Origin of the sequence: Roseateles violae (assembly GCF_030410485.1) — a bacterium.
Lineage (GTDB): Bacteria > Pseudomonadota > Gammaproteobacteria > Burkholderiales > Burkholderiaceae_C > Roseateles_D > Roseateles_D violae.
Genome location: NZ_JAUHHC010000002.1, coordinates 667,006 through 688,702 on the forward strand (window position 1 = coordinate 667,006; position 21,697 = coordinate 688,702).

Here is a 21,697-nt window from a genome sequence, read left to right on the forward strand (position 1 = left end):
CGCCGGGCCGCTCCCAAGCCGGCCCCTGTCCCCTCGGGGGACCGACTGGCGTACCCGCCAGGCGAGGGGCGCAAATCCGTGGGCGTCGTGGTGCAGACGCACTGGGACCGTGAGTGGTACTTCACCCGCGAGCAGTTCGTCGCACGTCTGCTGCGCGTGATGGCGCGGGTGGCCGATCAGCTGGAGCGCGGCGATCTACAGCAGTTCCTGTTCGACGGCCAGGTCGCCGCGCTGGAGGATTTGCTGGCCCATGGCGAGCCGGATCTTTGCGAACGCGTGCTGCGCCTGGTGCGCGAGGGCCGCATCGTGCTGGGCCCCTGGTATGTGATGGCCGACGAGTTCCTGTGCAGCGGCGAATCGCTGTGGCGCAATCTGGAGATCGGCATGGCCGACGCCCGGGCGCATGGCAACTGCCAGACGGTCGGCTACCTGCCCGACAGCTTCGGCCATATCGCGCAGATGCCGCAGATCTTTCGCCACCACGGCATCGAAAGCTCGGTGCTCTGGCGCGGCGTCGACACGCCGCATTCGGAGTTCGACTGGGTGGCGCCGGACGGCTCGACGGTCGGCACGCTGTTCCTGACCCAGGGCTATTACCAGCACCCCTTCAATGTCGAGGACTGGCGCGGCGCGCTGAATCGCTATCTGGAACAGATCGCGCCGCGCGCGCTGAGCGAGAACCTGCTGCTGACCCAGGGCGGCGACCACTTGCTGCCGCATGCCGAGCTCGCCGCACGCATAGTCGCCTTCAATGCCGAGCAGGTCGAGTACGAGCTGGTGCAGGAGGGCTTGCAGCAGCATGCCGAGCGCGTGCTGGCCGCCACCGCCGGCCGCCGGCCCCGCGTGCAGGGCGAGCTGCGCGCCAATGCCCAGGCCTTCGTGCTACCCGACGTGCTGTCGACGCGCCGCTACCTGAAGCTGGCGCAGCAGCTGGCCGAGGACCGGCTGCTCGGCGAGATCGAGCCGCTGTTCGCGATGCTGGACGTGCCGCTGCCCGAGCGTGCGCTCGATCAATGCTGGCGCAGCTTGCTGCAGCAGCAGGCGCACGATTCGATCTGCGGCTGCAGCGCCGATGCGGTGCACCGCGAGATGGTCTCGCGCTTCGAGCAGCTGCAGCAGCGCCTGGACGCGCTGCGCCAGCAGGCGCTGCTGGCGGCCGGCATGGTCAGCGACGAGGTCGCGCGCAAGCCCGGCCCCTTCGCCGACGATGCGGCCTTCACGCTGTTCAACCCGCTGCCGCAGCCGCGCGAAGGCTGGCAGACGCTCACGCTTTTCCTGGCCGGCGAGGCGGCCACCGGCCTGCGCGTGCTGGACGAGCAGGGCCAAGCCTTGCCGGCCAGCCTGCTGAGCGTCACGCCGGCGCGGCAGTTCCATTCGCCGCTGGACGACTTCCCCGATCCGGTGATCGGCCACGACTACGAAGTGGCCCTGCTGTGCCCACTCGGCGGCCTGCAGGCGCGCAAGCTGCGCTTGGAGAAGGCCGAGGGCGTAAAGCAGCAAGTCCTGAAGGGAATCGCCAACGCGCATTACCGCATCGCGCTCGACGCCGAGGGCGAGCTGCAAATCCACGCCGGCGGCCGCCTGCAGCCGCTGTGGCTGGCGAGCGAACTCGATGCCGGCGACAGCTACAACTACGCGCCGCCGCCGCAGCCCGAGCGCCGCCGCCATACCCGCTTCACGCCGATCGGCGTCAGGCGCTGCGGCGATACGCAAGAGATGCTGCTGGCCATCAGCGCCCGCCTGCCGGCCTCGCTGGATGCCCAGCGCCAGGGCCCCTCGGGCCAAGACGTCGAATGCCGCGGCACGCTGCGCCTGCGCCTGCACGGCGACAGCCGCTTCATCGACGCCCAGCTCGACTGGGACAACCAGGCCCAGGACCAGCGCACCCGCCTCGTGCTGCCGCTGAACGAGAAGATCGCCGAGAGCTGGAGCGACAGCGCCTTCGTCTGGCAACGTCGCCCGCTGGTGCTGGCCGACTACCCGGCCGAACTGTCGCGGCGCGAGATGCCGGTGGCGGTGAACCCTAGCTACAGCGCGATCGCCGCTGGCCCGGTGCAACTGGCGCATCGCGCGATGCAGGAATACGAGATCCTGGCAGCCGATGGCGAACAGCAGGCGCTGGCCGTGACGCTGGTGCGCAGCGTCGGCTGGCTGTCGCGCCGCGACCTGGTGACGCGCGGCGTCGGCGCCGGCCCCGACATCGCCACGCCCGAGGCGCAATGCCTGGGCGAGCAGCGCTTCGAGTTCCGCCTTGGCCTGCTCGGCATGGCTGGTGATCAAGGCGGCGATATCGAACTGCTGACCGAGGCGCAGGCGCTGCGCCGCCCGCCGCTGGCGCTGCGCGGCCATGGCGACAAATGGCGCGCGCCGCACCAGCTCGACAACAGGGCGCTGCAGGTCAGCGCGCTGCGCCGACGCGCCGGCGCGCTGGAGCTTCGGGTCTGGAATCCCACCGACGAAACCCAGGGCGACGTGCCGCCCTGCGGCATCGCCAGCTACACGCTATGAAGAACAAGAAAACCCTCGTCGGCCTGCCGGTCGACGGCCGGCCGGTCGTGCGCCGCCAGGTGCAGGACCTGGTCGCCGCCGCGGGCTGGGAGATGCGCATGCCCGAGGTGGCGGCGCTCGGTCATATGCGCGAGCCGGCGCCGCGGGAGGCCCTGGCCGCCTGGCTGGAGCGCGAGGCCGCCGACGCGGCCGGCGTAGTCGTCTCGATCGACATGCTGGTCTACGGCGGGCTCGTGCCCTCGCGCTTCATCGCCGACGAGCTTCATGCGCTGCTGCCGCGGCTGGCGCTGTTCCGTCGCCTCAAGCAGCGCCAGCCGCGGCTGCCCATCTATGCCTTCGCGGCCACGATGCGCATCTCCAACAACAATGTGGCCGAGGAAGAGAAGCCCTACTGGGCCGAGCATGGCGAGCGGCTCTGGGCCTGGTCCTTCCACAGCGACAGGCATGGACAGACCGGCGATGCCGAGGCCGCACGACTGGCCGCCGCCGCCGAGGCGGCGATTCCGGCCGAGATCCGCAACGACTACTTAGCCACCCGCGCACGCAACTTCGCCGTCAACGAGGCCCTGCTCGATCTGGTGGCCGAAGGCGTGATCGCCCGGCTGATCCTTCCGCAGGACGACACGGCCGAGTACGGCTTCAACATCGCCGAGCGTCGCCGGCTGCAGCAGCTGGTGCAGGAGCGCGGGCTGGCGAGCCGCGTGCTGATCTACCCCGGCGCCGACGAGGTGATGCACACGCTGGCCGCGCATCTGGTGGGGCGCGCGCGCGAGGACGCCGCGCCGCTGCGCATCGCGCTGAGCTGCAGCGACCCCCATCATCTGCAGCAACTGCGCGCCCGCTACGAGGACCGGCCGGTGCTGGACTCGCTTGCCAGCCAGCTCGAGGCGGTCGGCGCAAGGCTGGTCGCAAACAACGAGCCGGCCGACCTGCTGCTGGCCCTGCACAGCAGTGGCCCGGCCCAGGGCGACTGGGCGATGCGCCTGCCGCTGCCCGCGCCGCAGCCGCTGGATACGGCCTGGGTGGAGCAGCTTGCGTCCACCACGCTGCCGCTTGCCGTCGTCGACCTCGCCTATGCCAATGGCGCCGATCCGGTGCTGATCGAGGCGCTGGCCGCGCGCGGCCTGCTGCCCAAGCTCGTCGGCTATGCCGGCTGGAACACGGCCAGCAACAGCCTGGGCAGCCTGCTGGCGCAGCTGGTGCTGGCGCGCGAAGCGCTTGGCGACGAGGCCAACCGGCTGAACACCGCGCTGCGCCTCGCCGAGGACTATCTGTACCAGGCGCGGCTGCGCCGGGCCCTGCGCGAGCGCATCGACGAGCCGGCGCTGTCGGCCGATGAACTGGCCGCCGAGGTGCGTTCGAACTTCGTGCCGGCCGCCGACGCCTGGCTGCGCGAGACCGGCCTGCCCGGCCGCATCGCTCGCTGCTACCTGCCCTGGGACCGCACGTTCGAGATTGGCCTGGAGTTGCAATGTTGAAAACAGAAGTGGCCGTGATCGGCGCCAGCCTCGGCGGCGTGCTGGCCGCATGGAGCGCCGCGCGCGCCGGCCGCCAAGTGCTGCTGGTGGCCCAATACGACTGGCTCGGCGGCCAGATGACGGCCCAAGGCGTGCCGCCGGACGAGCACCGGCTGATCGAGCAGGGCGGCGCCAGCCGCAGCTACCAGGATTTCCGCGCGGCGATCCGCGCGCATTACCGCGACAGCGAGGGCTTCACCGACCGCACGGCGATGACCGAGGGCCTGAATCCGGGTGACGGCTGGGTCAGCCGGCTCTGCTTCGAGCCTGAAGTCGCGGCCGACTACTTCGAGCGCCTGCTGGCGCCGCTGGTGGACAGCGGTCGGCTGCAGATCCTGCGCGGCCAGCGCGCCGTTGCGGCCAGCCGCAGCGGCCGCCGCATCGCCAGCGTCACGCTGCTTGACGGCCGTGAGATCGCGGCCGACTACTTCCTCGACGCCACCGACACCGGCGCGCTGATCCAGCTGGCCGGCCTGCCCTACCGCCTGGGCAAGGAGGCACGCGCCGAGTTCGGCGAGTCGCTGGCGCCCGAAACGGCCAACCCGCTGGACCAGCAGCCGATCACCCATGTGATTGCCTTGCGCCGCCAGGCAAGCCCCGGCCCCGTGATCGAAGCACCGCCGAGCTACGCCTTCTGGCGCGCGCACCGGCTGCCTCAGTACGGCCATGCACTGTTCAGCGAATTCCTGCCCGGCGGCACGCAGGGCGAATCGAAGCGCTTTGCGCTGTTCGCCGCCAGCGACGATCCGCAGGACCCGACGCTGGACCTCTGGCGCTACCGCCGCATCGTCGCCGCCCACCAGTGGAAGCCGCCGCGCGAGGAAGTCTCGCTGATCAACTGGGCGCAGAACGACTACGGCCTGCAGCCGCTGCTCGACGGGCCGCTGTCCGAAGAAGAGGTCGAGGCCGCCGCGCGCGAGCTTTCGCTGTGCCTGCTGCACTGGCTGCAGACCGAGGCGCCGCGCGCCGACGGCGGCCAAGGCTACCCCGAGCTGCAGCCTGCCGCCGGCGTGCTGGGCACGGCCGACGGCCTGGCCCAGCAGGTCTATGTGCGCGAGTCGCGCCGCATCGTCGGCCTGGACTGCCTGACCCAGCAGCGCGTGCAGCAGCCGGCCGTGCACGAGGATTCCGTCGGCGTGGCCTGGTACATGATGGACATGCACCCGACCTGCGTCAGCGGCCAGGGCCTGAACGCCCATGTGCGGCCCTTCGAGCTGCCGCTGGGCTGCTTCATCGCGGCGGACTGCGACAACCTGCTGCCGGCCTGCAAGAACCTCAGCGTCACCCACCTCGTCAACGCCTGCACCCGCGTCCATCCGGCCGAATGGCTGATCGGCGAGGTGGCCGGCGCGCTGGCCGCCTTCGCGCTCGAGCAAGGCCTGACCCCGGCGCAGATCCGCGCCGACGCCGACCGGCTCGCCGCGCTGCAAGCGGGCTTGAGCGCCCAGGGCATTCCGCTGCACTGGGACGCGGCCCTGCTGGCCCAACTTTCCTGAACCGACCGATCCATGGCCTTTCTCGACATCGCGAAACTGGACAAGCGCTTCGGCGCGCTGCAGACCCTGCACGGCATCGACCTCAGCGTCGACGAGGGCGAGTTCGTCGTCTTCGTCGGCCCCTCGGGCTGCGGCAAGTCGACGCTCTTGCGCCTGATCGCCGGGCTGGAAGAGGCCAGCGGCGGCAGCATCCATGTGCGCGGCCGCGACCTGACCAAGACCGCGCCCAGCCAGCGCTCGGTGGCGATGGTGTTCCAGAGCTACGCGCTGTATCCGCATATGACGGTCGAGCAGAACCTCGGCTTCGGCATGCGCATGCGCGGCGTGCCCAAGGCGACGATCGCCGCCAAGCTGGCGCGCGCGGTCGAGATCCTGCAGCTGCAGCCCTATCTGGCGCGCAAGCCCGGCGAGCTCTCGGGCGGCCAGTGCCAGCGGGTGGCGATCGGCCGCGCTCTGGTGCAGGAGCCCGACATCTTCCTGTTCGACGAGCCGCTGTCGAACCTGGACGCCGAGCTGCGCCTGCGCATGCGGCTGGAGATCGCCGCCCTGCACCGGGAGCTCGGCAAGACGATGATCTACGTCACCCACGACCAGGTGGAGGCGATGACCCTGGCCGACAAGATCGTCGTGCTGCGCGCCGGCCGGGTCGAGCAGGTCGGCAGCCCGATGGCGCTCTACGCCGATCCCTGCAACGAGTTCGTCGCCGGCTTCATCGGCTCGCCGGGCATGAACCTGCTCGAGGCCCGGCTGATCGAGGTCGACGAGAGCGGTCGCGCGACGGCGCAGCTGCCGGACGGCAGCCGCTGGCAGTTCGCCGCGCGCCCGGGGGCGGCGCTGCAGCCGGGCATGGCGCTGCGCCTGGGCCTGCGTCCCGAGCATGGCCAGCTGGCCGACACCGGCCTGGCGGCCGAGCTGCGCCTGGTCGAGCGGCTCGGTGCCAGCAGCTATGCGCATCTGAGCGCCTGCGGCCAGAGCCTGTGCGTGGCCGTGCCCGCGATGCTGCCGCTGCAGCCGGGGCAGCTCCTGCATGTGCAGCCGCAGGCCGACTGGGTCTATGCCTTTGACGAGCAGGGCCGCAGCATTGCAGCGGGCAAGCAGACGCTCACCGCCCTGCCATGCAGCTGAGCTGCGGCGATCTGAGCGCGCGCGTTGAGCTGCGCGGGGCCCAACTGCGCAGCCTGCGCCGCGGCAGCGAGGAATACCTGTGGCAGGACGAGGCCGGCGTCTGGCCGCAGTCCGCGCCCATCCTGTTCCCCTTCGTCGGCCGGCTGCGCGGCGGCGGCTACACGCATGCGGGGCGCTCCTACCGTCAGCCGATTCACGGCTTCGCTTCGGCGCAGGAATTCGAGCTGGTCGAACAGCGCGATGACGCGCTGCGGCTGCGCCTGCGCGCCAATGCGGCGACGCGCGCGATCTACCCCTTTGACTTCCGGCTCGATGTCGACTTCGAGCTTTCGCCTGACGCCCTGCAGCTGCGCTACAGCGTCGTCAATGAAAGCCGAGAAGCGATGGCATTCGGTCTCGGCTCCCACCCGGCCTTCGCCTTGCCCGCCGCGCCCTTGGGAGATTGGTCGGTCGAGTTTGAGACCGATGAAGCGCCCGAAGTTTACCGGCTCGATGGCGAGCTGCTGGCCGCCATGCCGGAGCCGCTGGTCTTTTCGCCGCCGCGCAGCGTGCAGCTGGGCGAGCAGCTCTTCGATCGCGACGCGCTGATCTTCAAGAACATCCGATCGCGCCGGCTGAGCCTGAATCATCGGGCGCATGGGGAGCGGCTGCGAATCCACACCGGTGGGGCGCCGCATCTGGGCCTCTGGGCCCGACCGCGCGCCGCCTATGTCTGCATCGAGCCCTGGTGGGGCGTTGACGAGCACGCACAGAGCCCGCAGGAGCTCTTGCACAAGCCGGATCTGCTGCGGCTGGCGCCGGCTCAGCGCTTCGAGACCGGCTACCGGATAGAGCTGGCCGCGCGGCGCGACTGAAGGGACTTCGTCAATCGGTGGACCGGGGCTTGCGCGAGGCCAGCACATTGCGCAGGCGATCGACCGTTCCGGCATCGAGACCCTTGCGCACGAACACCAGGACCGGCCGGCGGCCAATGACGATCTCCGTCCCCAGGCTGTCCCGCTCGACCTCGGCCACCGCAGCGTAGTGCTTCAGGACGTCGCGGGTCAGGCACAGACCGTCCAAGCGGCCCAGCGCCAGCATCTTCAGCGCATTGTCGAAACCCTTGATGTCCAGCCAACGCAGCCCGAGATCGTCGCGCGCGCGCAGGTCCTGGCAACCGCCACGCGCTCTTCCGATCAGGGCGCCGCTCAGGTCCGCGAGCTGACTCGCCGGACGAGCCCGGCTGGTCACCACCAGCGACTCGACGTACATCACCGTGCCCAATCGCTCCGCCGCGGCCTCCAGGGCTTCGGTAGCGAAACTGATCGTCATATCGCTTCCGTCCTGGCCGATCAGCAGCGGGATGCGAGCGAACGGCACCAGCTCGATACGGGCGTCCAGCCCGGCCTCGGCCAGCAGCTCGCGAGCCAAGCGCACATAGATCCCGTCCAGCCGGCCAGCATTGCTCAGCGCGTAGGGCGCGACATCGAAGAGTGCGACACGTAGCGATGGCCTCTCCGGTGCCGCAAGGGCGAGCGGGGCGCTCAGCAGGAGCAGCAGGACGCAGGACAGCGCTCGACGCATGGAAGGAAACCTGGCAAGCGGTGCTCCCAGGATAAAGAAAAAGCCGGCTCATTCCTAGGAACGAGCCGGCTGCCGTGGCGCTAGGCCGCGGTCAGAACTTGGCGCGCAGGTTCAGGAAGACCTGGCGTCCGTTCTTGTACCAGCCCAGCGGCATGTCGGGCGTGATCGAGTAGTAGTAATAGGTCGGGTTCAGCAGATTGGTGCCGTCCAGCACGACGCTCATATTGTCGTTGATCCGGTAGCTGATCGAGGCCGCCAGGCTGCCCTGCGCATCGGCGTAGTTCAGGCCGTTGCGGGCCGCCGTGGCGGTGGCGTCGCTGATCGTGCCGTTGCCGAAGTAGCTGACCGGATAGGCGGAGCGCTGGTTCCAGGCCAGCGTCGCGGTCCATGGACCGGACTCGTAGTAGCCGCGCAGGTTGTAGGTCCACTTCGAGGTGCCGATGATCTGCGCGCCGTCCTGGTCGACGCCGTCCACCAGGGTCACGTTGCCGACTATGCCGAAGCCGCCACCGATCGGCGACTCACCCGACAGCTCCAGGCCCTTGAGCTTGGCCTTGCGGCCCTGGAAGGAATTGACCAGATAGGGCTCGAACTCCTGCGTGTCCGGGTTCTTCAGGTTCACGAAGGCGGTGCCGCGCTTCACGTAGTTGTGCATGTGCTGCGTGAACACGCTGCCCTGCACATAGGCGCGCGAGTTGGCGAACCAGGCCAGCGAGGCGTCGAGGTTGTTCGAGGTCGTCGGCTCCAGGTTCGGGTTGCCGCCGGAAGCGCTCTTCGGCGTCACGTTGTTGTTGAGGCCGCTGATCGCGCCGGCCAGCTCCGAATACTCCGGGCGGGCCATCGTGCGCGAGGCCGAGGCGCGGGCGATGGTCCGCGAATCGAGGTCCCAGCGCAGGTTCATGCTGGGCAGCAGATCGGTGTGGTGGGTCGTCACCTCCTGCTGCATATAGCCCGACAGGCGCGAAGAGGCGATCGGGTTCTGCACCGGCGTGCCCACCTGCGGCGGGCAGCTGACGGCCAGCGCCGGGCAGACGCGGTTCGCCGGCAGCGCCTGGTAGAAGATCGAGTTCACCTCGGTGCCGACCAGGCGTACGCCGGCATTGCCGCTGAGCGCGCCGGACTCGAACTCCTGCATCAGGTAGAAGGCCTCGGTCTTCTCGTTGACGATGTAGCTGCCGGCCCAGTTCTTGTTCAGCACCGGGTCGTAGTTGATCAGGCTGTTGACATTGAGCATGGTGCCGCGGTCCAGGCGCAGCACGTCCTTGGGGAAGTTGCCGTTCAGGCCGCTGCCGTAGTCGGCCGGGTAGTAGCCGGCATTGCTCATCGGGAAGGTGGATACCGGGAACTGCGCGTCCATCTGCGCCTGGGTCGGAGTGCCGGTGCCGGTGGTCATGAAGTTCCAGGCGCCGTTGATCTGGTCCTTCTCGTTGCGGTGCTTGCCGGCGCGCATGCCGAACTTGGTCTTGGTCAGGATGCCGGCGTCGGTGTCGTACTCGCCGTTCAGGTAGAGGTAGGTGTCCTGGTCCTTGGTCTTGAAGACGGCCTGGATGTCGGAGATCAGATGCCAGCCGCCCTGGGTCAGGTCGCGCAGATTGACGTTGGCGACCGACCAGTCGAGGCCCTGGTCGCCGTTGATCTGGTAGGTGATCGGCTTGTTGAAGGCGCGGAACAGCATGCCCGGGCTGGACTCGGTCTCGCCGGTGCCCTCGGTGTGACCGACCTTGCCGTTGAAGACCAGGCGATCGTTGGCGCGCAGCTTGAAGTCGAAGTCGTAGAAGCCGGCCGAGGAGCCCGCGCCGCTGCGCACCTGGTGGCCCGACTGCACGGCGATGTCGCCGAGACCGCCGTTGGCGGAGAGACGGGCCGGGTTCGGGTTGATCGTGGCCGCGGTGACCACGTCGCCGACGATCTTGTAGTTGCTCAGGATGGCGCCGTTGGCCGTGGTGCCGCCGGCACCGTTGAGCATATTGTTGGCGAAGGTGAAGGTGTTGCTGTTGTAGTTGGACGCGTCCAGCGAGGACTGGAAGACGCTGAAGCTCATGTCCAGATCGTTGCTGGGCTTGAACTGGGCGCTGAGGAAGCCGCCATGGCGCTTGCGCTCGCCTTCGAACAGCGCGGAGGCGAGGTTGCCTGGCAGGCGCTTGCCCTTCAGCTCGGCATTGCCGCAGACCTGGCTGCCGTTGACGGTGATGCATTTGGCCGGATTGGTCGTGTCCTGGCTCAGCAGCGTCGTGACGCCGAAGTTCTCCACGCCGTCGCGGCGCAGGCTGCGGTCTTCGCGGAAGGCCTGCACCAGCACGCCGAAGGTCTTGTCCTCGTTCTTCCAGCCGAGCAGCGCGCTCAGTTGCGGATCGACCTTGTCGGCCAGCGTGCTGTAGACGGCGCCCAGGCTGACCTCGCCGGTCAGTTGCTGGCGCAGATCCAGCGGCTTGCGCGTGATGACGTCGACGGCGCCACCGATGCCGCCTTCGGTGATGTCGGCGCGGCCGTTCTTGTAGACGATGGACTGGCCGATCAGCTGCGAGGGCAGCATGCCAAAGCCGACCGCGCGGGTCGTTGCGTTCTGGTCGCTCAGGTACCAATCGCCCGAGCTCAGCGAGTGGCCGTTGATCGTCACCAGGTTCAGCTTCGGCGGCGTGCCGCGGATCTGCACACGCTCGGCCTCGTCGAAGGCGAAGGCGGCGCCGTGCGTCACGTTGACGCCGGACAGGCGCGACAGCGAGTCGGCGATGTTCTTGTCGGGCATCTTGCCGATGTCCTCGGCGGTGACGACCTCGATATTGGTATCGGCATCGCGCTTGGTCTTGATCGACTTCTCCAGCGAGGCGCGAATGCCGGTGACGACGACCTGCTCCAGCGTGTTGTTCTTCTGCTCGCTGCCCTTGGCCTCGCTGCTCTCGGCCTTCTGGCTGCCGGCGGCCGGCGCGGTGTCGGCGGCCCAGGCGCCGCCCGGGGCGATCATCAGGCCCAGCAGGCTCAGCGACACGGCGCTGGCGATGTGCGTGCGATGGAATTTCATGTCCGTTCTCTCTCCATTTGTTGTCTTGCCCGGCCTCGGGTCGGCGGCCTAGTCATTTAGACCAAGGTCTTTTTAAATAGACCACTTACGGTACCAATCTGTCAACGCATCGCACAAGCAGGGCTTACCATGAGGCCGCGGCGTTTTTGCCGATTCTGTCGAACGAACTCGCCTATTTTACTCGGGGAAGCTAGCATCGCTGCGCGCGGCGCCAGCGCTCCGGGTTGGCCGCCGCGGCCCCAGGAACTCGGTCCAATAGGTACAAAATTGGGCCAAATTTGCGAGATATATCTATGCCAAAAAAATACCGCAAACCGACCACAGGCCTGTTTTGCCAGGCGGCGGCCGCGCTGACCGGGGCCCTGCTGGCCACCGCTGCGGCTGTTGCGGCAACTCCCGCCACTCCGGCCTGCCCCGGTGGCGCGGCAAAGGCGACCGCTTCGCTGCCGCTGCGGGTCGACGCCGCGCAACGCGGCGTCTGGGTGGCCACGCCCGAGCACACACGCTTCTTCGATTCCAGGGCCGAGCTGGAGCGCCAACTCGAAGAGTTCCAGCGCCTGGGCATCAACACCGTCTACGCGGCGATGTTCAATCAGGGCCGCACCCTCTATCCCAGCGCCGTCATGCACCGGTTGACCGGGGTGACGATCAACGAGCGGGCGCGCGGCCGTGACCCGCTGCAGGAGCTGGTCGAGGTGGCGCGCGGCAAGGGCATCAAGGTCTACGCCTGGTTCGAGTTCGGCTTCGTCAGCGACTTCAAGGGTGGCCTCGGCGCCGAGATCATCAAGGCCCGCCCGCATTGGGCGGCGCTGGACAAGGACGGCCGCCCGGTCGAGAAGAACGGCTTCCGCTGGATGAACGCGCTGGACCGCGAGGTGCAGGACTTCGCGCTCGACCTGATCATGGAAGTCGTGCAGCGCTACGACGTCGACGGCATCCAGGGCGACGATCGCCTGCCGGCCATGGCCAGCGAAGGCGGCTACAACCCCGAGACGGTGACCCGCTACAAGAAGGCCCATGGCGGCAAGTCGCCGCCGCTGGACTCCAAGGACCCGCAATGGCTGGCCTGGCGCGCCGCGCAGCTGAACGACTTCATGCACCGCCTGCACGACGCGGTGAAGGCGGCCAAGCCGAAGCTGCAGATCAGCATGTCGCCGAGCCCCTATCCCTGGGGCTATGACGAGTACCTGCAGGACTGGCCGACTTGGCTGCGCAAGGGCTGGGTGGACAGCGTCTCACCCCAGCTGTACCGCTACAACATCGAGGGATATCAGACGGAATTGCGTAAGCTCGCCCGCGAGCAGCTGTGCCCGGCCGACCGCGCCAAGGTCTTTCCCGGCCTGCTGCTGGCCCTGGGCAACAGCTATGTCGTCCCGGCGGAACTGCTGCGCCAGATGGTCGAGGAGAACCGACGGGAGGGCATCGGCGGCGAGGTCTATTTCCATAGCGAGGGCTTGAAGCCGCGGGCCGACACCCTTCGCCAGCTTTACGCCCGATGAGGATCGACGAACCGGTGCGGCTTCGTCGTCCTTCGCCGGCGATGCGAAAGCGCGAGTTCTGAAGGGCCTTTAGGGTCGCGAAGCAGACCGGGCGGATCGCTCATCGGGCGACATGCGCCGTTACCAGCACCGGATAGCGATCATCGAAGGTGTCCAGCTCCGACGGAGTGAGGTCCTCGCACGCGAGCCCGTGCAGGAAGGCGGTCGCCGCCAGCACGTTGCCGGCCGCAGCGACCTCCACCCGGTCGTGGTCGAATCCCGCCTCCAACAGGCGCTGCACGGACTGCGGCGTGAAGCGCCAGAACTCGCCCCAGCGGTCGCGGTCGAACGGGCTGATCTGGGAGATGCCGGGCACGGTCAGCAGCAGTACGCCACCGGGGGCGAGAATCCGCCGGATTGTCGTGATGGCGGATTGCAGGTCAAAGACGTATTGCAGCGTTTGGGTGCAGATAAAGCAGTCGAAGTTCGCGTCTGGCAGGCCCTCGCCATTGGCGAGGTCGGCGATAAAGTCGGCATGCCGGTAGCTGACGGCTGCCTGCAGCACTGAAGAATTTGCAACGCGCGTCCCGCCGAAGCGGCGGGTGTAGTCGTCACCGCCGACCTCGAGCACGTGACCACGGATTTCGTCGGCGTGACGGGCGAGGAAGCTTTCGATGTAGTGGCGATCGATCGGCTTGCCGCGGCCGCCGCCGAAGCCGGCGTCCACTGGTTGCAGGCTACGCAGGTCACCGAAGCTGTGAAATGAGCGCATGAGCACAGCTAGCAAGCGCCGTACCCGACCACTGCTTTGCCCAGCTCCAGTTCTGAGTGAGCAGGCTACGGCGCTGTTCGCCGCAGCACCGTCGCCGCCTCTTCGGGGCGGCCCAGGCTCCGCAGCGTCAGCGCATAGGCCTGGGCGATGCGCGCATCCTTGGGTGCCAGCTCATGCGCCGCCTTCAGTGCAGCCAAGGCCTGCGGCAGCTTCTTTTGCCGCAGGTGGCACGGAAGGCCTGTTCCGCCGCGCGGCGCTGGCCCAGGTCGGCCTGCACGACAGCCGCTTGGCAATTTGCGACAGTTGCAATCCTCGAAAGTCAGTTCATGAAAAGTTGCACGATGCAACAATAAAGCAGGGCTTCCGCGGTATCGGGAGTGGGTGTCACTCATGCGAACCTGAAGATCCAAGCCTTCACGCTCCACATCTGGCCGCAGGCGCCTGGGCGTTTCTTTGTCCGTTAACGGCATCGAAGCAGGCGATGGCAACAGACAGTCAGTAGGCCGTTGCGGGTCCTGCTGACATCAGTCGGCGTAAGCGCCAGCCGCCTGGATGACTTTGGCCCATCGGGCGACCTCGGCTTCGACGAACTTCTTGTGTGCCGCCGGCTCGACGCGGGCGTCGGATACGACGGTGATGCCCAGTGCCTCCTGGCGCTTGATCAGCTCCGGGTCTTTCAGCGCACCGCGCAGCGCCTCGTTCAGCTTGGCGAGGACAGGGCCCGGGGTGTTCTTCGGGGCGTACAGCCCGTGCCATACCGTGACGCTGAAGTCGGGCAGGCCGGACTCCGCAAGAGTCGGCAAGGATGCGAGGACAGGATGCTTCATGCGGTCCTTGCTGGTCACCGCGAAGGCCCGGACCTTGCCGCCTTCGATCTGCGGGACGGCGTTCGTGGCCTGCTCGCACATCAGATCCACGGTGCCTCCCATGAGGTCGGTCATCGCAGGACCGGTGCCCTTGTACGGGACGGAGGTCATCTCCGCCTTGAGGGCGCTCTGGATCATCAGGCCGCACAGCTGCGATGCCGAACCGACGCCCGCATGCGCGAGGTTGACCTTGGTCGGATCCGCGGCGATCCACCGGCGCAGCTCGGCGAAGTTCTTTGCCGGCAGGGAGTTCCGGCCGATCAGCGTGGACGGCGCCTCGTTGATCAGGCCGAGATAGGCAAAGTCGTCGATGCCCTTGTAGGGGAGCTTGCGATAGAGCGTCGGAGCCGTCGCGAAGCCGATGTGATGGATCAGCAGCGTGTAGCCATCCGGCGATGCCGTCGCCACCTTGGCGGCGCCCAGTGTGCCGCCGGCGCCGCCAAGGTTCTCGACGATCACCGTCTTGTCCAGGCGCTTGCGCAGCGATTCGGCCAGCTCGCGGGCGATCTTGTCGCTGGGGCCGCCGGCCGCGAATGGGACGAGGAGCGTGATCGGCTTTTCAGGGAACTCCGCGCGGGCGACGCCCGTGCCGGCGAGGAGGAAATAGGCCGTCGCGAGGCCCCAGCGGCGGCAGCGATTCAACTTGTCCATGCATGTGTCTCCAATGGGAACGCCTCGAGGGGCGCCATGGGCACGATGATCGTGAGCCGGTTCGCTGAAGGCCAATGCCCGATTTCTTGGCTTTGATGCCTTCAAAGCACTGCCGCTGCGGCTCCGGGTCAGACCGGCTGGGCCGCAGCGCTTGCCGCCTGCCAGAAGGTCTCCGCCGCCTTCCCGGACTCGCCGCGCTGGCGGTACAGGCGGATCTGTAGATCGATGCGCCAGTCGTCCGGGGCTGCGCTGACCAGGCGCCCGATCGCAAGATCGTCCTCGACCAGCAGCTTGGGGAGCCAGGCACAGCCGCGCTTGTCCAGAGCCATGGTCCGCAGCACGGAGGCCAGGTGGGCGGTGAGGACCTGATGCGCATGCATGCGATCCAAGGTGGGGCCCCTCAACTGCTTGAGGATGCGGCCCAGCCCCGACTCGGCGCTGTAGCCGAGCCACTGCAGTTGCGAGCCCTTGCTGGCCGCGGGCAGACCATGCAGCGGACGGCCGCCATCATCCGGCGCCGAGACCGGGATCAGCTGGTCCGTTCCGACGACGATGCTCGGATAGTCCGCTTCGTCCAAGGGGCCGCGAACACCCGGGTGTCCGTGGGCAAGCATGAAGTGAACCTGGTTCTGCGCCAGCAGCGTTTCGCACTTCTGCTGCACGTCCGACATCAGCTGCAGTTGGCCCATCGATGCATGCGCTTCCAAGGCATGCAGCCAGCGCGGCATGAAGGTGAAGGACAGCGCATGGGTGGCCGCGAAGCGCAAGGTCGTGGAACTGGCTTCCGAGATCGCGCGGGCCTCGCCGGGAATGCCGGCGACGCGGGATTGCAGATCCTGCGCGACGGTTCGGAACCATTCGCCGACCTCGGTGACCCGCGCCGGCTGCGAGCTGCGGTCGAACAGGTCCGCGCCGAGCCATTCCTCCAGCGCGCGAATGCGCCGGCTGAAGGCCGGCTGTGTCATGTGCCGCTCCTCGGCCGCGCGCGAGAAGTTGCCGGTGGCCGCCAGCGCCACGAAGTCGTCGATCCAGGACAGGTTCATCGACATGGTGGTGCTTTCAGGGCATCAAAGACGAGATAAATAGCATTGGGCAAGCGCGCAGTCGCCGACGATCATTTCGACATCGCAACCCCAGCCGAACCGCAGGAGACATCCGTGAAGATCGTCGAGATTCGTGAGAAGACCATCCCCATCAGTTCTTCCATCCGCAATGCCTACATCGACTTTAGCAAGATGAACCTCAGTCTCGTTGCGGTCATCACCGATGTGATCCGTGACGGCAAGCCCGTGGTGGGCTACGGCTTCAACTCCAATGGCCGCTACGGCCAGGGCAATATGATGCGCGAGCGCTTCATCCCGCGCATCCTGGAGACCAAGCCCGAGGAGCTGATCGACGCCAGCGGCAGTAACCTGGATCCGCACAAGATCTGGAACGCCATGTTCAAGAACGAGAAGCCGGGCGGCCACGGCGAGCGCTCGGTCGCCATCGGCACGATCGACATGGCGGTCTGGGACGCCGTTGCGAAGATCGAGGGCAAGCCGCTGTTTCAGTTGCTGGCCGAGCGCTACGGCGATGGCAAGCCCAAGCGCAAGATCTTCGTCTACGCCGCCGGCGGCTACTACTACCCCGGCCAGGACTACAAGAAGCTCCAGGACGAGATGAGGAGCTATATCGACCGCGGCTACACCGTGGTCAAGAAGAAGATCGGCGGCGCCTCGCTCGACGAAGACCTGCGTCGCATCGACGCCATCATGGAAGTGCTGCAGGACGGCCAGAAGCTCTGCGTCGACGCCAACGGCCGCTTCGACCTCGAGACCGCCATTGCCTACGCCAAGGCCCTGTCGCAGTACGAGTTGTTCTGGTACGAGGAGCCGGGTGACCCGCTGGACTTCGAGCTGCAGGCCACGCTGCGCCAGTTCTACAAGAACCCGATGGCCACCGGCGAAGACCTGTTCTCGATGCAGGACGCGCGCAATCTGATCCGCTATGGCGGCATGCGCCCGGACCGCGACTGGCTGCAGTTCGACTGTGCGCTGAGCTACGGCCTGGTCGAGTACCTGCGCACGCTGGAGATGCTCAAGGAGCACGGCTGGTCGCCGAGCCGCTGCATCCCGCACGGCGGGCACCAGATGTCGCTGAATATCGCGGCCGGCCTGGGCCTGGGGGGGAACGAGTCCTACCCCGATCTGTTCCAGCCCTTCGGCGGCTTCCCCGACGGCGTCAAGGTCGACAACAGCTACGTCACGCTGCCCGAGCTGCCCGGCATCGGCTTCGAGGGCAAGGCGGACCTGTACAAGGAAATGCAGGCCCTCTCTGCCTGACGGTCCGGATCACGCGGGCAGGGACGAGGCAGGCTAGCGGCCGATCCGATAGATCGCGTTCTGGGTGATCGATACCACGTAGAGATTGCCGTCGGGACCCTGCTGGATGTCGGGTGTGGTGCCGAAGCCGGTGCCGATGCGCAGGGTCTCGCTCTCGGTCCCGTCGAACTTCTGCGCCCGGAAGAGATTGTCAGCAACGCGATCGGCCAGTCGGGGATCGGCGCTCACATCGACATGCAGCCGATCCGCAGTCAGCCGCAAGCGGTACAGGCTGCCGCCGTTGCCGCCTACCTGATCGAAGCTGCGGGCAGAGCCGATCCACAAGCTGCCGTCGTATTCGGGGCCCAGTGCGTTGCCGGCAACGAAGGCCGCCCCCGAAGGCCCGATCTCGTAGCGCCAGCTCAACTCGGGATCCTTGTAGACGGCGCCGGGCAGCATGAACAAGCGCGAGAGCGCAGCCGCGGATCCATACGCCGCTCGCGTCGGTGGATAACGAACCTGCTGCAGCGCACTGGCGAACTGGGTGCTCTCTATCAGCTTCCAGTCGGAGACCCGGCTCGAGGGGCCGGCGAACTGGATCCAGCCACCGTTCATGCCCGGTACGACGCGGTTGAGTTCGGCGTAGGCATCGTCGGCGTTCTCCGTTTCCCACAAGGCGCCGGAGCGCGGATCGAAGGCCATGCCAAAGCCATTGCGATGACCGTAGGAGTACAGCTTCTGGATGTTGGCGCCGACCTCTCCGCCAATGGCGGCACCGGCGGCAAAGAAGGGGTTGTCGGCCGGGGTCGTGCCGTCTTCGTTGAGCCGCAGGATCACGCCGGATAGGTGGGCGTTGTCCGGAGCCGGTCCTCCAAAGGTGTCGTCGACCTGCGGTGCGGTCAGGAAGGGGCCGTTTGCAAGGTTCTGCATCCAGCCGCGCCGGCCCTGGTCTCCCATGAAGAGATAGATCTTGCCGTCGGGTCCGAAGCGCACGACGCCGCCGTTGTGATTGGCGGCCTCGTTCGCGTTGTTGGTTCCGGGGTGTCCAGGCACGGCGACGTTGTCGGTCTGGCGTGCGCGCAAGCGGATCAGGTTGCGGTCCAGAGAGAAGGAGAGGCCGTTCCAGATGAAGCGATCCAGGCGATTGCCGAGCAGCGACACATCGGACACCGCGGTCGAGTCGGCGCCGGTGGAGCTTTCTGTCCAGCGTATATAGGCGTACGGCGTTCCCGGAAAGTTCGGGTGCAGCGCCATGCTCAGCAGTCCCCGCTCCGAGTTCGAGTTCACCGGCAGATCGAGCACGACCCCGGCTTGCAGCACGCCACCGATCACCCGCTTGACCTGCCCCGAGGCTTTCTCGAGCACCAGGTAGTCATTGACGGTGCCGAGGAAGACGATGCCGATCGGCTGGGTGATGCCGCTGTTGATGAGCGTCGTGACCTGCAGGTTCGGGTCGAGCATGGCCGGCACGTCGGCCAGGGCCGGCGAGGACAAGGCACAGAATGCGCTTGCGCAGGCGGCCGCTGTCATGGTGGCGACGGCGTGACGAAGTTGACCCAGGGGAGCGTAAAGCGGCTTCATCGAGGTCTCCTCTGTGGTGCGTGGGCTCGCCGGCGCGAGCGGCTCAGGGGCGCCGACCGCCTCGCCCGGCATGATGACGCCGCGCCAGCAAGGCGGCCAGCCCGACCAGGAGCAGCGCGTGAGACGCCGGCTCCGGAATGCTGTTGACGGCGATGTCGACGTTATCGATGCCGAGCTGCAGCTGCGCCAGATTGTCGGTTTCTGCGAACCGAAGCCTGAGCAATTCCCCGCCGTGGGCGCTCAGCACGCCGCTGAGGTCGAAGGCGAACGACCGATAGCCACTGACCAGTGGATCGCCCACCTGGGACGCGTACAGCGACTGCAGGACGTCGGACGCCGCGACGCTGAACGGGTCGGCCGCTGCCCGCAGCAGGTCCACACGCACCTGCTGGTTGAGCGTCTGGGCTCCGATGGGGCTGGTCAGCGCGAAATCGAGGCTGGCCGGCGTGGCGAAGCGATCCGCGCGATTGCCGACAAAGAGATCGAACTTCAAGGTCTGCGCGCCCGCGGTCGCCAGGAAGTCCTGGTACAGCACGTGCGCGCCGGGGCCGAAGCCATCGCTCATTGCGGCCGTGGTTCCAGCCGGTGGAGCAGGGACCGGGTCGCCGTTCAGCGGGCTGGCAAGCCCGCTCTGCAGCAAGAAGCTGCCATCGCTGCCGACCTGATCGACCCGGACCCAGGATGTGAACCCCGCCTCGAAACCGCCATTGGCGATCGTCGAAGCGTCGGCCGCGGGGAGGGCGGCAAGCGAGAGCCATGCGGCAGCAGTGAGAGCCGTCAAGCGAGCCAGTCTGAACATACGAGCGCTCCTCCATATATCGGCGGAAAGCCGGCACGGCCCGGCGATGCGAAACGATCAAGGCTCTCCAACCATGCCGCCAGGGCCGGTGAGGTCTGGGCGCATGGCCGGGGCCTGCCAGCCGAACCGATGCTGCGCGTGCAGCACGGGTCGACGGACAGGCGGTCAAGGTACATCCACGCCTGCGCCGCGGATATCCCTCAAATAGTCCCTGAAACCTGGTCACGGTCATGACCGGCTTGTTGCCCGAGCTCCTTCTACCCGCGTGCTCAGCGGCTTCCTCGCCCAGCAGTTCGGTTGGGGCACGATGGCCCGCCCGCGCGCGGGTGATGGCTCTTTCGGGCGATGTTGCCGCTGGCGCTTCCTATCACCATGGCGGCATCGCAACGCGCCTCCGAAGGAACCCGATGAAAAGCCTCCTATCCCTGCTGCTCGCAGCCGCTGCCTGCAGCCTCGTCGCGCCGGCGGCGCAAGCCCAGCCGGCCTCGGTGCTGAGCCTGCTGGAAGCGGTGGCCGAGCCACCGGCCACCGCCGAGCAGGCGACGAGCTGGGTCGACAAGCGCGGCACGCTGCTCCACCCCGGGATGCAGCAGCTGCAATCGGCGATCGACTCGCACCTGGCCTTCGTCGCGCGGATCGCCGCCGCCAACGGCGCGCGAAATCAGCAGCAGGGCGCGGTGATGAGCGAGGCGCTCGGCCAGGGCCTCGCCAGCGAGGGCATCGACATGCAGAGAATGCAGCGCGACCCGGCCTACGCGCAGTCGGTGCAGGAGCGCATCCGCCGCATGTCGCCTGCTGAGCAAATGGCCTTCGCGCAGCGGATGAGCCAGCCGCTGAACAGCGACCGCCGCTTCGTCAACCAGGCGCAGGCGATGGTGGAGGACGCGCCGGCGATGCGGGCCGCCGCGAGCGCCGGCGAGGCCTACGTCCGGGCGCAGCCGCAGCGCCTGGCGCAGGCCTCGGCGATCTGGGCCGAGGCCGAGAAGGAGGTGGAGCGGATCCGCGCCCGCCGCTTGGTCGCCGGCGTGCCGAAGCCGGCGACGGAGTGGGACAACATCGGCTGCGACAAGGCCTGCCGGGGCCAGTGGGACGCCTACGCCGCGAAAATGCTGCCGCTGATGATTGCCCGCGACACCGAGATCCTCGCCGTGCGTCGCGCCGCCCTGCAGCGCCAGCGCGCCGCCGTGCTTGCCGAACTGAAGTCCGCCGACCAGCACCTGAGCGCGAGCGCTTACGGCGCCGCTTCGCGAAGCGACGTCAACCAGAGCGCGATCGTCGCCTATGACCAGGCCGCGATCGCCGAGATCGTCGCGCTGCGCGAGCGAACGATAGACGCCGTCAAGTCGGCCGCGATCGTGGCGCACTGTGGCAAGCAGCTCGTCCTGGTGCCGCTCGCCGCCTGCTCCTGAAGCGCCTCACGGCGGCACCGTCTGTCGGTGGACAGGATTGCGGCTTCGCGCTTGTTTCTTGCGGCCGAGCGCTTGGCAGGCGAGCAATTACAGTGGTGGCTGCTCATATTCCACCAAGGCAAGGCAGCGATGATCATCAAGAAGAGCCAGGTGCCCGTCGAACGGGTGGAGCGCGAATCCTTCGGTGTCGCGGACACCCTGCGCTTGTCGGATGCGGGCGGCCTGTCACAGTACGGGGCCTATGTTCAGACCCTTCACCCCGGCGCCCGTTCATCCAACAACCACTGGCACGAGAACGAAGACGAGTTTCTGTATGTGCTGTCGGGTGAGGTGACCGTCACCGAACAGGGGCATGCGGAAGTGCTGGGCCCCGGTGACGCCGCATGCTGGCCGGCCGGGGTCGCTCGCGCCCATCACGTTTCCAATCAGTCCAGCGAGCCCAGCTCCTACCTCATAGTCGGCACTCGCGTGGAACGGGACGTCTGCCATTACCCGGACACGGGCAGAACCTTGCACAGAGTCGGCAAGGATTGGCAGCTTCTCGATGCCGACGGCCGGGTCTTCAAGTCCGGCTCCTTCTGAGTGGCGCGACCGCGGCCTCACAAGCAGC

17 protein-coding genes are annotated in these 21,697 nt (G+C 67.6%); 9 read left to right on the plus strand and 8 right to left on the minus strand.

Going from position 1 to position 21,697, the window contains the following annotated elements:
* The first annotated feature begins 78 nt into the window (after positions 1 to 78).
* The 5 genes from QWJ38_RS08590 to QWJ38_RS08610 are packed head-to-tail and all read left to right on the plus strand — an operon-like array spanning position 79 to position 7,500.
* Complete coding sequence (locus QWJ38_RS08590) at positions 79 to 2,508, plus strand: glycoside hydrolase family 38 N-terminal domain-containing protein (protein WP_290358635.1); 2,430 nt, start codon at positions 79 to 81, stop codon at positions 2,506 to 2,508.
* Positions 2,505 to 3,986, plus strand: coding sequence for a DUF4127 family protein (locus tag QWJ38_RS08595; RefSeq protein WP_290358636.1), 1,482 nt, complete (start codon positions 2,505 to 2,507; stop codon positions 3,984 to 3,986). Before QWJ38_RS08590 ends, QWJ38_RS08595 begins: the two co-directional genes overlap by 4 nt.
* Positions 3,980 to 5,521, plus strand: coding sequence for an FAD-dependent oxidoreductase (locus QWJ38_RS08600; protein ID WP_290358637.1), 1,542 nt, complete (start codon positions 3,980 to 3,982; stop codon positions 5,519 to 5,521). Before QWJ38_RS08595 ends, QWJ38_RS08600 begins: the two co-directional genes overlap by 7 nt.
* Positions 5,522 to 5,533: 12 nt before the next feature.
* Positions 5,534 to 6,646: an ABC transporter ATP-binding protein gene (locus tag QWJ38_RS08605; RefSeq protein ID WP_290358638.1), complete on the plus strand. Its 1,113-nt coding sequence runs from the start codon at positions 5,534 to 5,536 to the stop codon at positions 6,644 to 6,646.
* On the plus strand, positions 6,637 to 7,500 hold the full coding sequence (locus tag QWJ38_RS08610; protein ID WP_290358639.1) for an aldose 1-epimerase family protein: 864 nt from the start codon (positions 6,637 to 6,639) through the stop codon (positions 7,498 to 7,500). Before QWJ38_RS08605 ends, QWJ38_RS08610 begins: the two co-directional genes overlap by 10 nt.
* A 10-nt stretch (positions 7,501 to 7,510) precedes the next feature.
* Here the strand turns inward: QWJ38_RS08610 and QWJ38_RS08615 are convergent, their stop codons facing one another.
* Complete coding sequence (locus QWJ38_RS08615; RefSeq protein ID WP_290358640.1) at positions 7,511 to 8,209, minus strand: substrate-binding periplasmic protein; 699 nt, start codon at positions 8,207 to 8,209, stop codon at positions 7,511 to 7,513.
* 91 nt (positions 8,210 to 8,300) lie between these two features.
* Positions 8,301 to 11,228, minus strand: coding sequence for a TonB-dependent receptor (locus tag QWJ38_RS08620; RefSeq protein ID WP_290358641.1), 2,928 nt, complete (start codon positions 11,226 to 11,228; stop codon positions 8,301 to 8,303).
* A gap of 293 nt (positions 11,229 to 11,521) precedes the next feature.
* Between QWJ38_RS08620 and QWJ38_RS08625 the strand changes: the two genes are divergently transcribed.
* Complete coding sequence (locus QWJ38_RS08625) at positions 11,522 to 12,727, plus strand: glycoside hydrolase family 10-like protein (protein ID WP_290358642.1); 1,206 nt, start codon at positions 11,522 to 11,524, stop codon at positions 12,725 to 12,727.
* Positions 12,728 to 12,827: 100 nt separating this feature from the next.
* Here QWJ38_RS08625 and QWJ38_RS08630 read toward each other — a convergent pair whose 3' ends face one another.
* The 4 genes from QWJ38_RS08630 to QWJ38_RS08645 form a co-directional block, all read right to left on the minus strand.
* Entirely contained in the window at positions 12,828 to 13,478 is a 651-nt protein-coding gene (locus tag QWJ38_RS08630; protein WP_290358643.1) for a methyltransferase domain-containing protein, read from the minus strand.
* A gap of 65 nt (positions 13,479 to 13,543) precedes the next feature.
* A complete protein-coding gene (locus QWJ38_RS08635) occupies positions 13,544 to 13,948 on the minus strand; it encodes a tetratricopeptide repeat protein (protein WP_341850486.1) in 405 nt (134 codons plus the stop codon).
* Positions 13,949 to 14,002: 54 nt separating this feature from the next.
* Positions 14,003 to 14,995, minus strand: coding sequence for a tripartite tricarboxylate transporter substrate-binding protein (locus QWJ38_RS08640; RefSeq protein WP_290358645.1), 993 nt, complete (start codon positions 14,993 to 14,995; stop codon positions 14,003 to 14,005).
* A gap of 128 nt (positions 14,996 to 15,123) precedes the next feature.
* Positions 15,124 to 16,044: a LysR family transcriptional regulator gene (locus tag QWJ38_RS08645; RefSeq protein ID WP_341850487.1), complete on the minus strand. Its 921-nt coding sequence runs from the start codon at positions 16,042 to 16,044 to the stop codon at positions 15,124 to 15,126.
* Positions 16,045 to 16,152: 108 nt separating this feature from the next.
* Between QWJ38_RS08645 and QWJ38_RS08650 the strand changes: the two genes are divergently transcribed.
* Complete coding sequence (locus tag QWJ38_RS08650) at positions 16,153 to 17,319, plus strand: mandelate racemase/muconate lactonizing enzyme family protein (protein ID WP_290358647.1); 1,167 nt, start codon at positions 16,153 to 16,155, stop codon at positions 17,317 to 17,319.
* 33 nt (positions 17,320 to 17,352) lie between these two features.
* Here QWJ38_RS08650 and QWJ38_RS08655 read toward each other — a convergent pair whose 3' ends face one another.
* The gene (locus QWJ38_RS08655) at positions 17,353 to 18,879 is read right to left on the minus strand and encodes a PQQ-dependent sugar dehydrogenase (protein WP_290358648.1); all 1,527 of its coding nucleotides are present in this window, start codon (positions 18,877 to 18,879) and stop codon (positions 17,353 to 17,355) included.
* A gap of 43 nt (positions 18,880 to 18,922) precedes the next feature.
* Complete coding sequence (locus QWJ38_RS08660; RefSeq protein ID WP_290358649.1) at positions 18,923 to 19,678, minus strand: PEP-CTERM sorting domain-containing protein; 756 nt, start codon at positions 19,676 to 19,678, stop codon at positions 18,923 to 18,925.
* Positions 19,679 to 20,166: 488 nt separating this feature from the next.
* Between QWJ38_RS08660 and QWJ38_RS08665 the strand changes: the two genes are divergently transcribed.
* Both QWJ38_RS08665 and QWJ38_RS08670 read left to right on the plus strand, forming a co-directional pair.
* Positions 20,167 to 21,087, plus strand: a complete 921-nt coding sequence (locus tag QWJ38_RS08665; protein WP_290358650.1) for a hypothetical protein — start codon at positions 20,167 to 20,169, stop codon at positions 21,085 to 21,087.
* Positions 21,088 to 21,114: 27 nt separating this feature from the next.
* Positions 21,115 to 21,669 carry a cupin domain-containing protein gene (locus QWJ38_RS08670; protein WP_290358651.1) on the plus strand — a complete coding sequence of 185 codons (555 nt, stop codon included), beginning with the start codon at positions 21,115 to 21,117 and terminating at the stop codon, positions 21,667 to 21,669.
* Positions 21,670 to 21,697 lie beyond the last annotated feature (28 nt).

What these genes read in the sequence shown, in the direction of transcription:
- QWJ38_RS08595 (WP_290358636.1), top strand. Translation starts at nt 2,505, where the DNA reads ATGAAGAACAAGAAAACCCTCGTCGGCCTGCCGGTCGACGGCCGGCCG.
- QWJ38_RS08600 (WP_290358637.1), top strand. Translation starts at nt 3,980, where the DNA reads ATGTTGAAAACAGAAGTGGCCGTGATCGGCGCCAGCCTCGGCGGCGTG.
- QWJ38_RS08605 (WP_290358638.1), top strand. Translation starts at nt 5,534, where the DNA reads ATGGCCTTTCTCGACATCGCGAAACTGGACAAGCGCTTCGGCGCGCTG.
- QWJ38_RS08610 (WP_290358639.1), top strand. Translation starts at nt 6,637, where the DNA reads ATGCAGCTGAGCTGCGGCGATCTGAGCGCGCGCGTTGAGCTGCGCGGG.
- QWJ38_RS08615 (WP_290358640.1), bottom strand. Translation starts at nt 8,209, where the DNA reads ATGCGTCGAGCGCTGTCCTGCGTCCTGCTGCTCCTGCTGAGCGCCCCG.
- QWJ38_RS08620 (WP_290358641.1), bottom strand. Translation starts at nt 11,228, where the DNA reads ATGAAATTCCATCGCACGCACATCGCCAGCGCCGTGTCGCTGAGCCTG.
- QWJ38_RS08625 (WP_290358642.1), top strand. Translation starts at nt 11,522, where the DNA reads ATGCCAAAAAAATACCGCAAACCGACCACAGGCCTGTTTTGCCAGGCG.
- QWJ38_RS08630 (WP_290358643.1), bottom strand. Translation starts at nt 13,478, where the DNA reads ATGCGCTCATTTCACAGCTTCGGTGACCTGCGTAGCCTGCAACCAGTG.
- QWJ38_RS08635 (WP_341850486.1), bottom strand. Translation starts at nt 13,948, where the DNA reads ATGCCGTTAACGGACAAAGAAACGCCCAGGCGCCTGCGGCCAGATGTG.
- QWJ38_RS08640 (WP_290358645.1), bottom strand. Translation starts at nt 14,995, where the DNA reads ATGGACAAGTTGAATCGCTGCCGCCGCTGGGGCCTCGCGACGGCCTAT.
- QWJ38_RS08645 (WP_341850487.1), bottom strand. Translation starts at nt 16,044, where the DNA reads ATGTCGATGAACCTGTCCTGGATCGACGACTTCGTGGCGCTGGCGGCC.
- QWJ38_RS08655 (WP_290358648.1), bottom strand. Translation starts at nt 18,879, where the DNA reads ATGAAGCCGCTTTACGCTCCCCTGGGTCAACTTCGTCACGCCGTCGCC.
- QWJ38_RS08660 (WP_290358649.1), bottom strand. Translation starts at nt 19,678, where the DNA reads ATGTTCAGACTGGCTCGCTTGACGGCTCTCACTGCTGCCGCATGGCTC.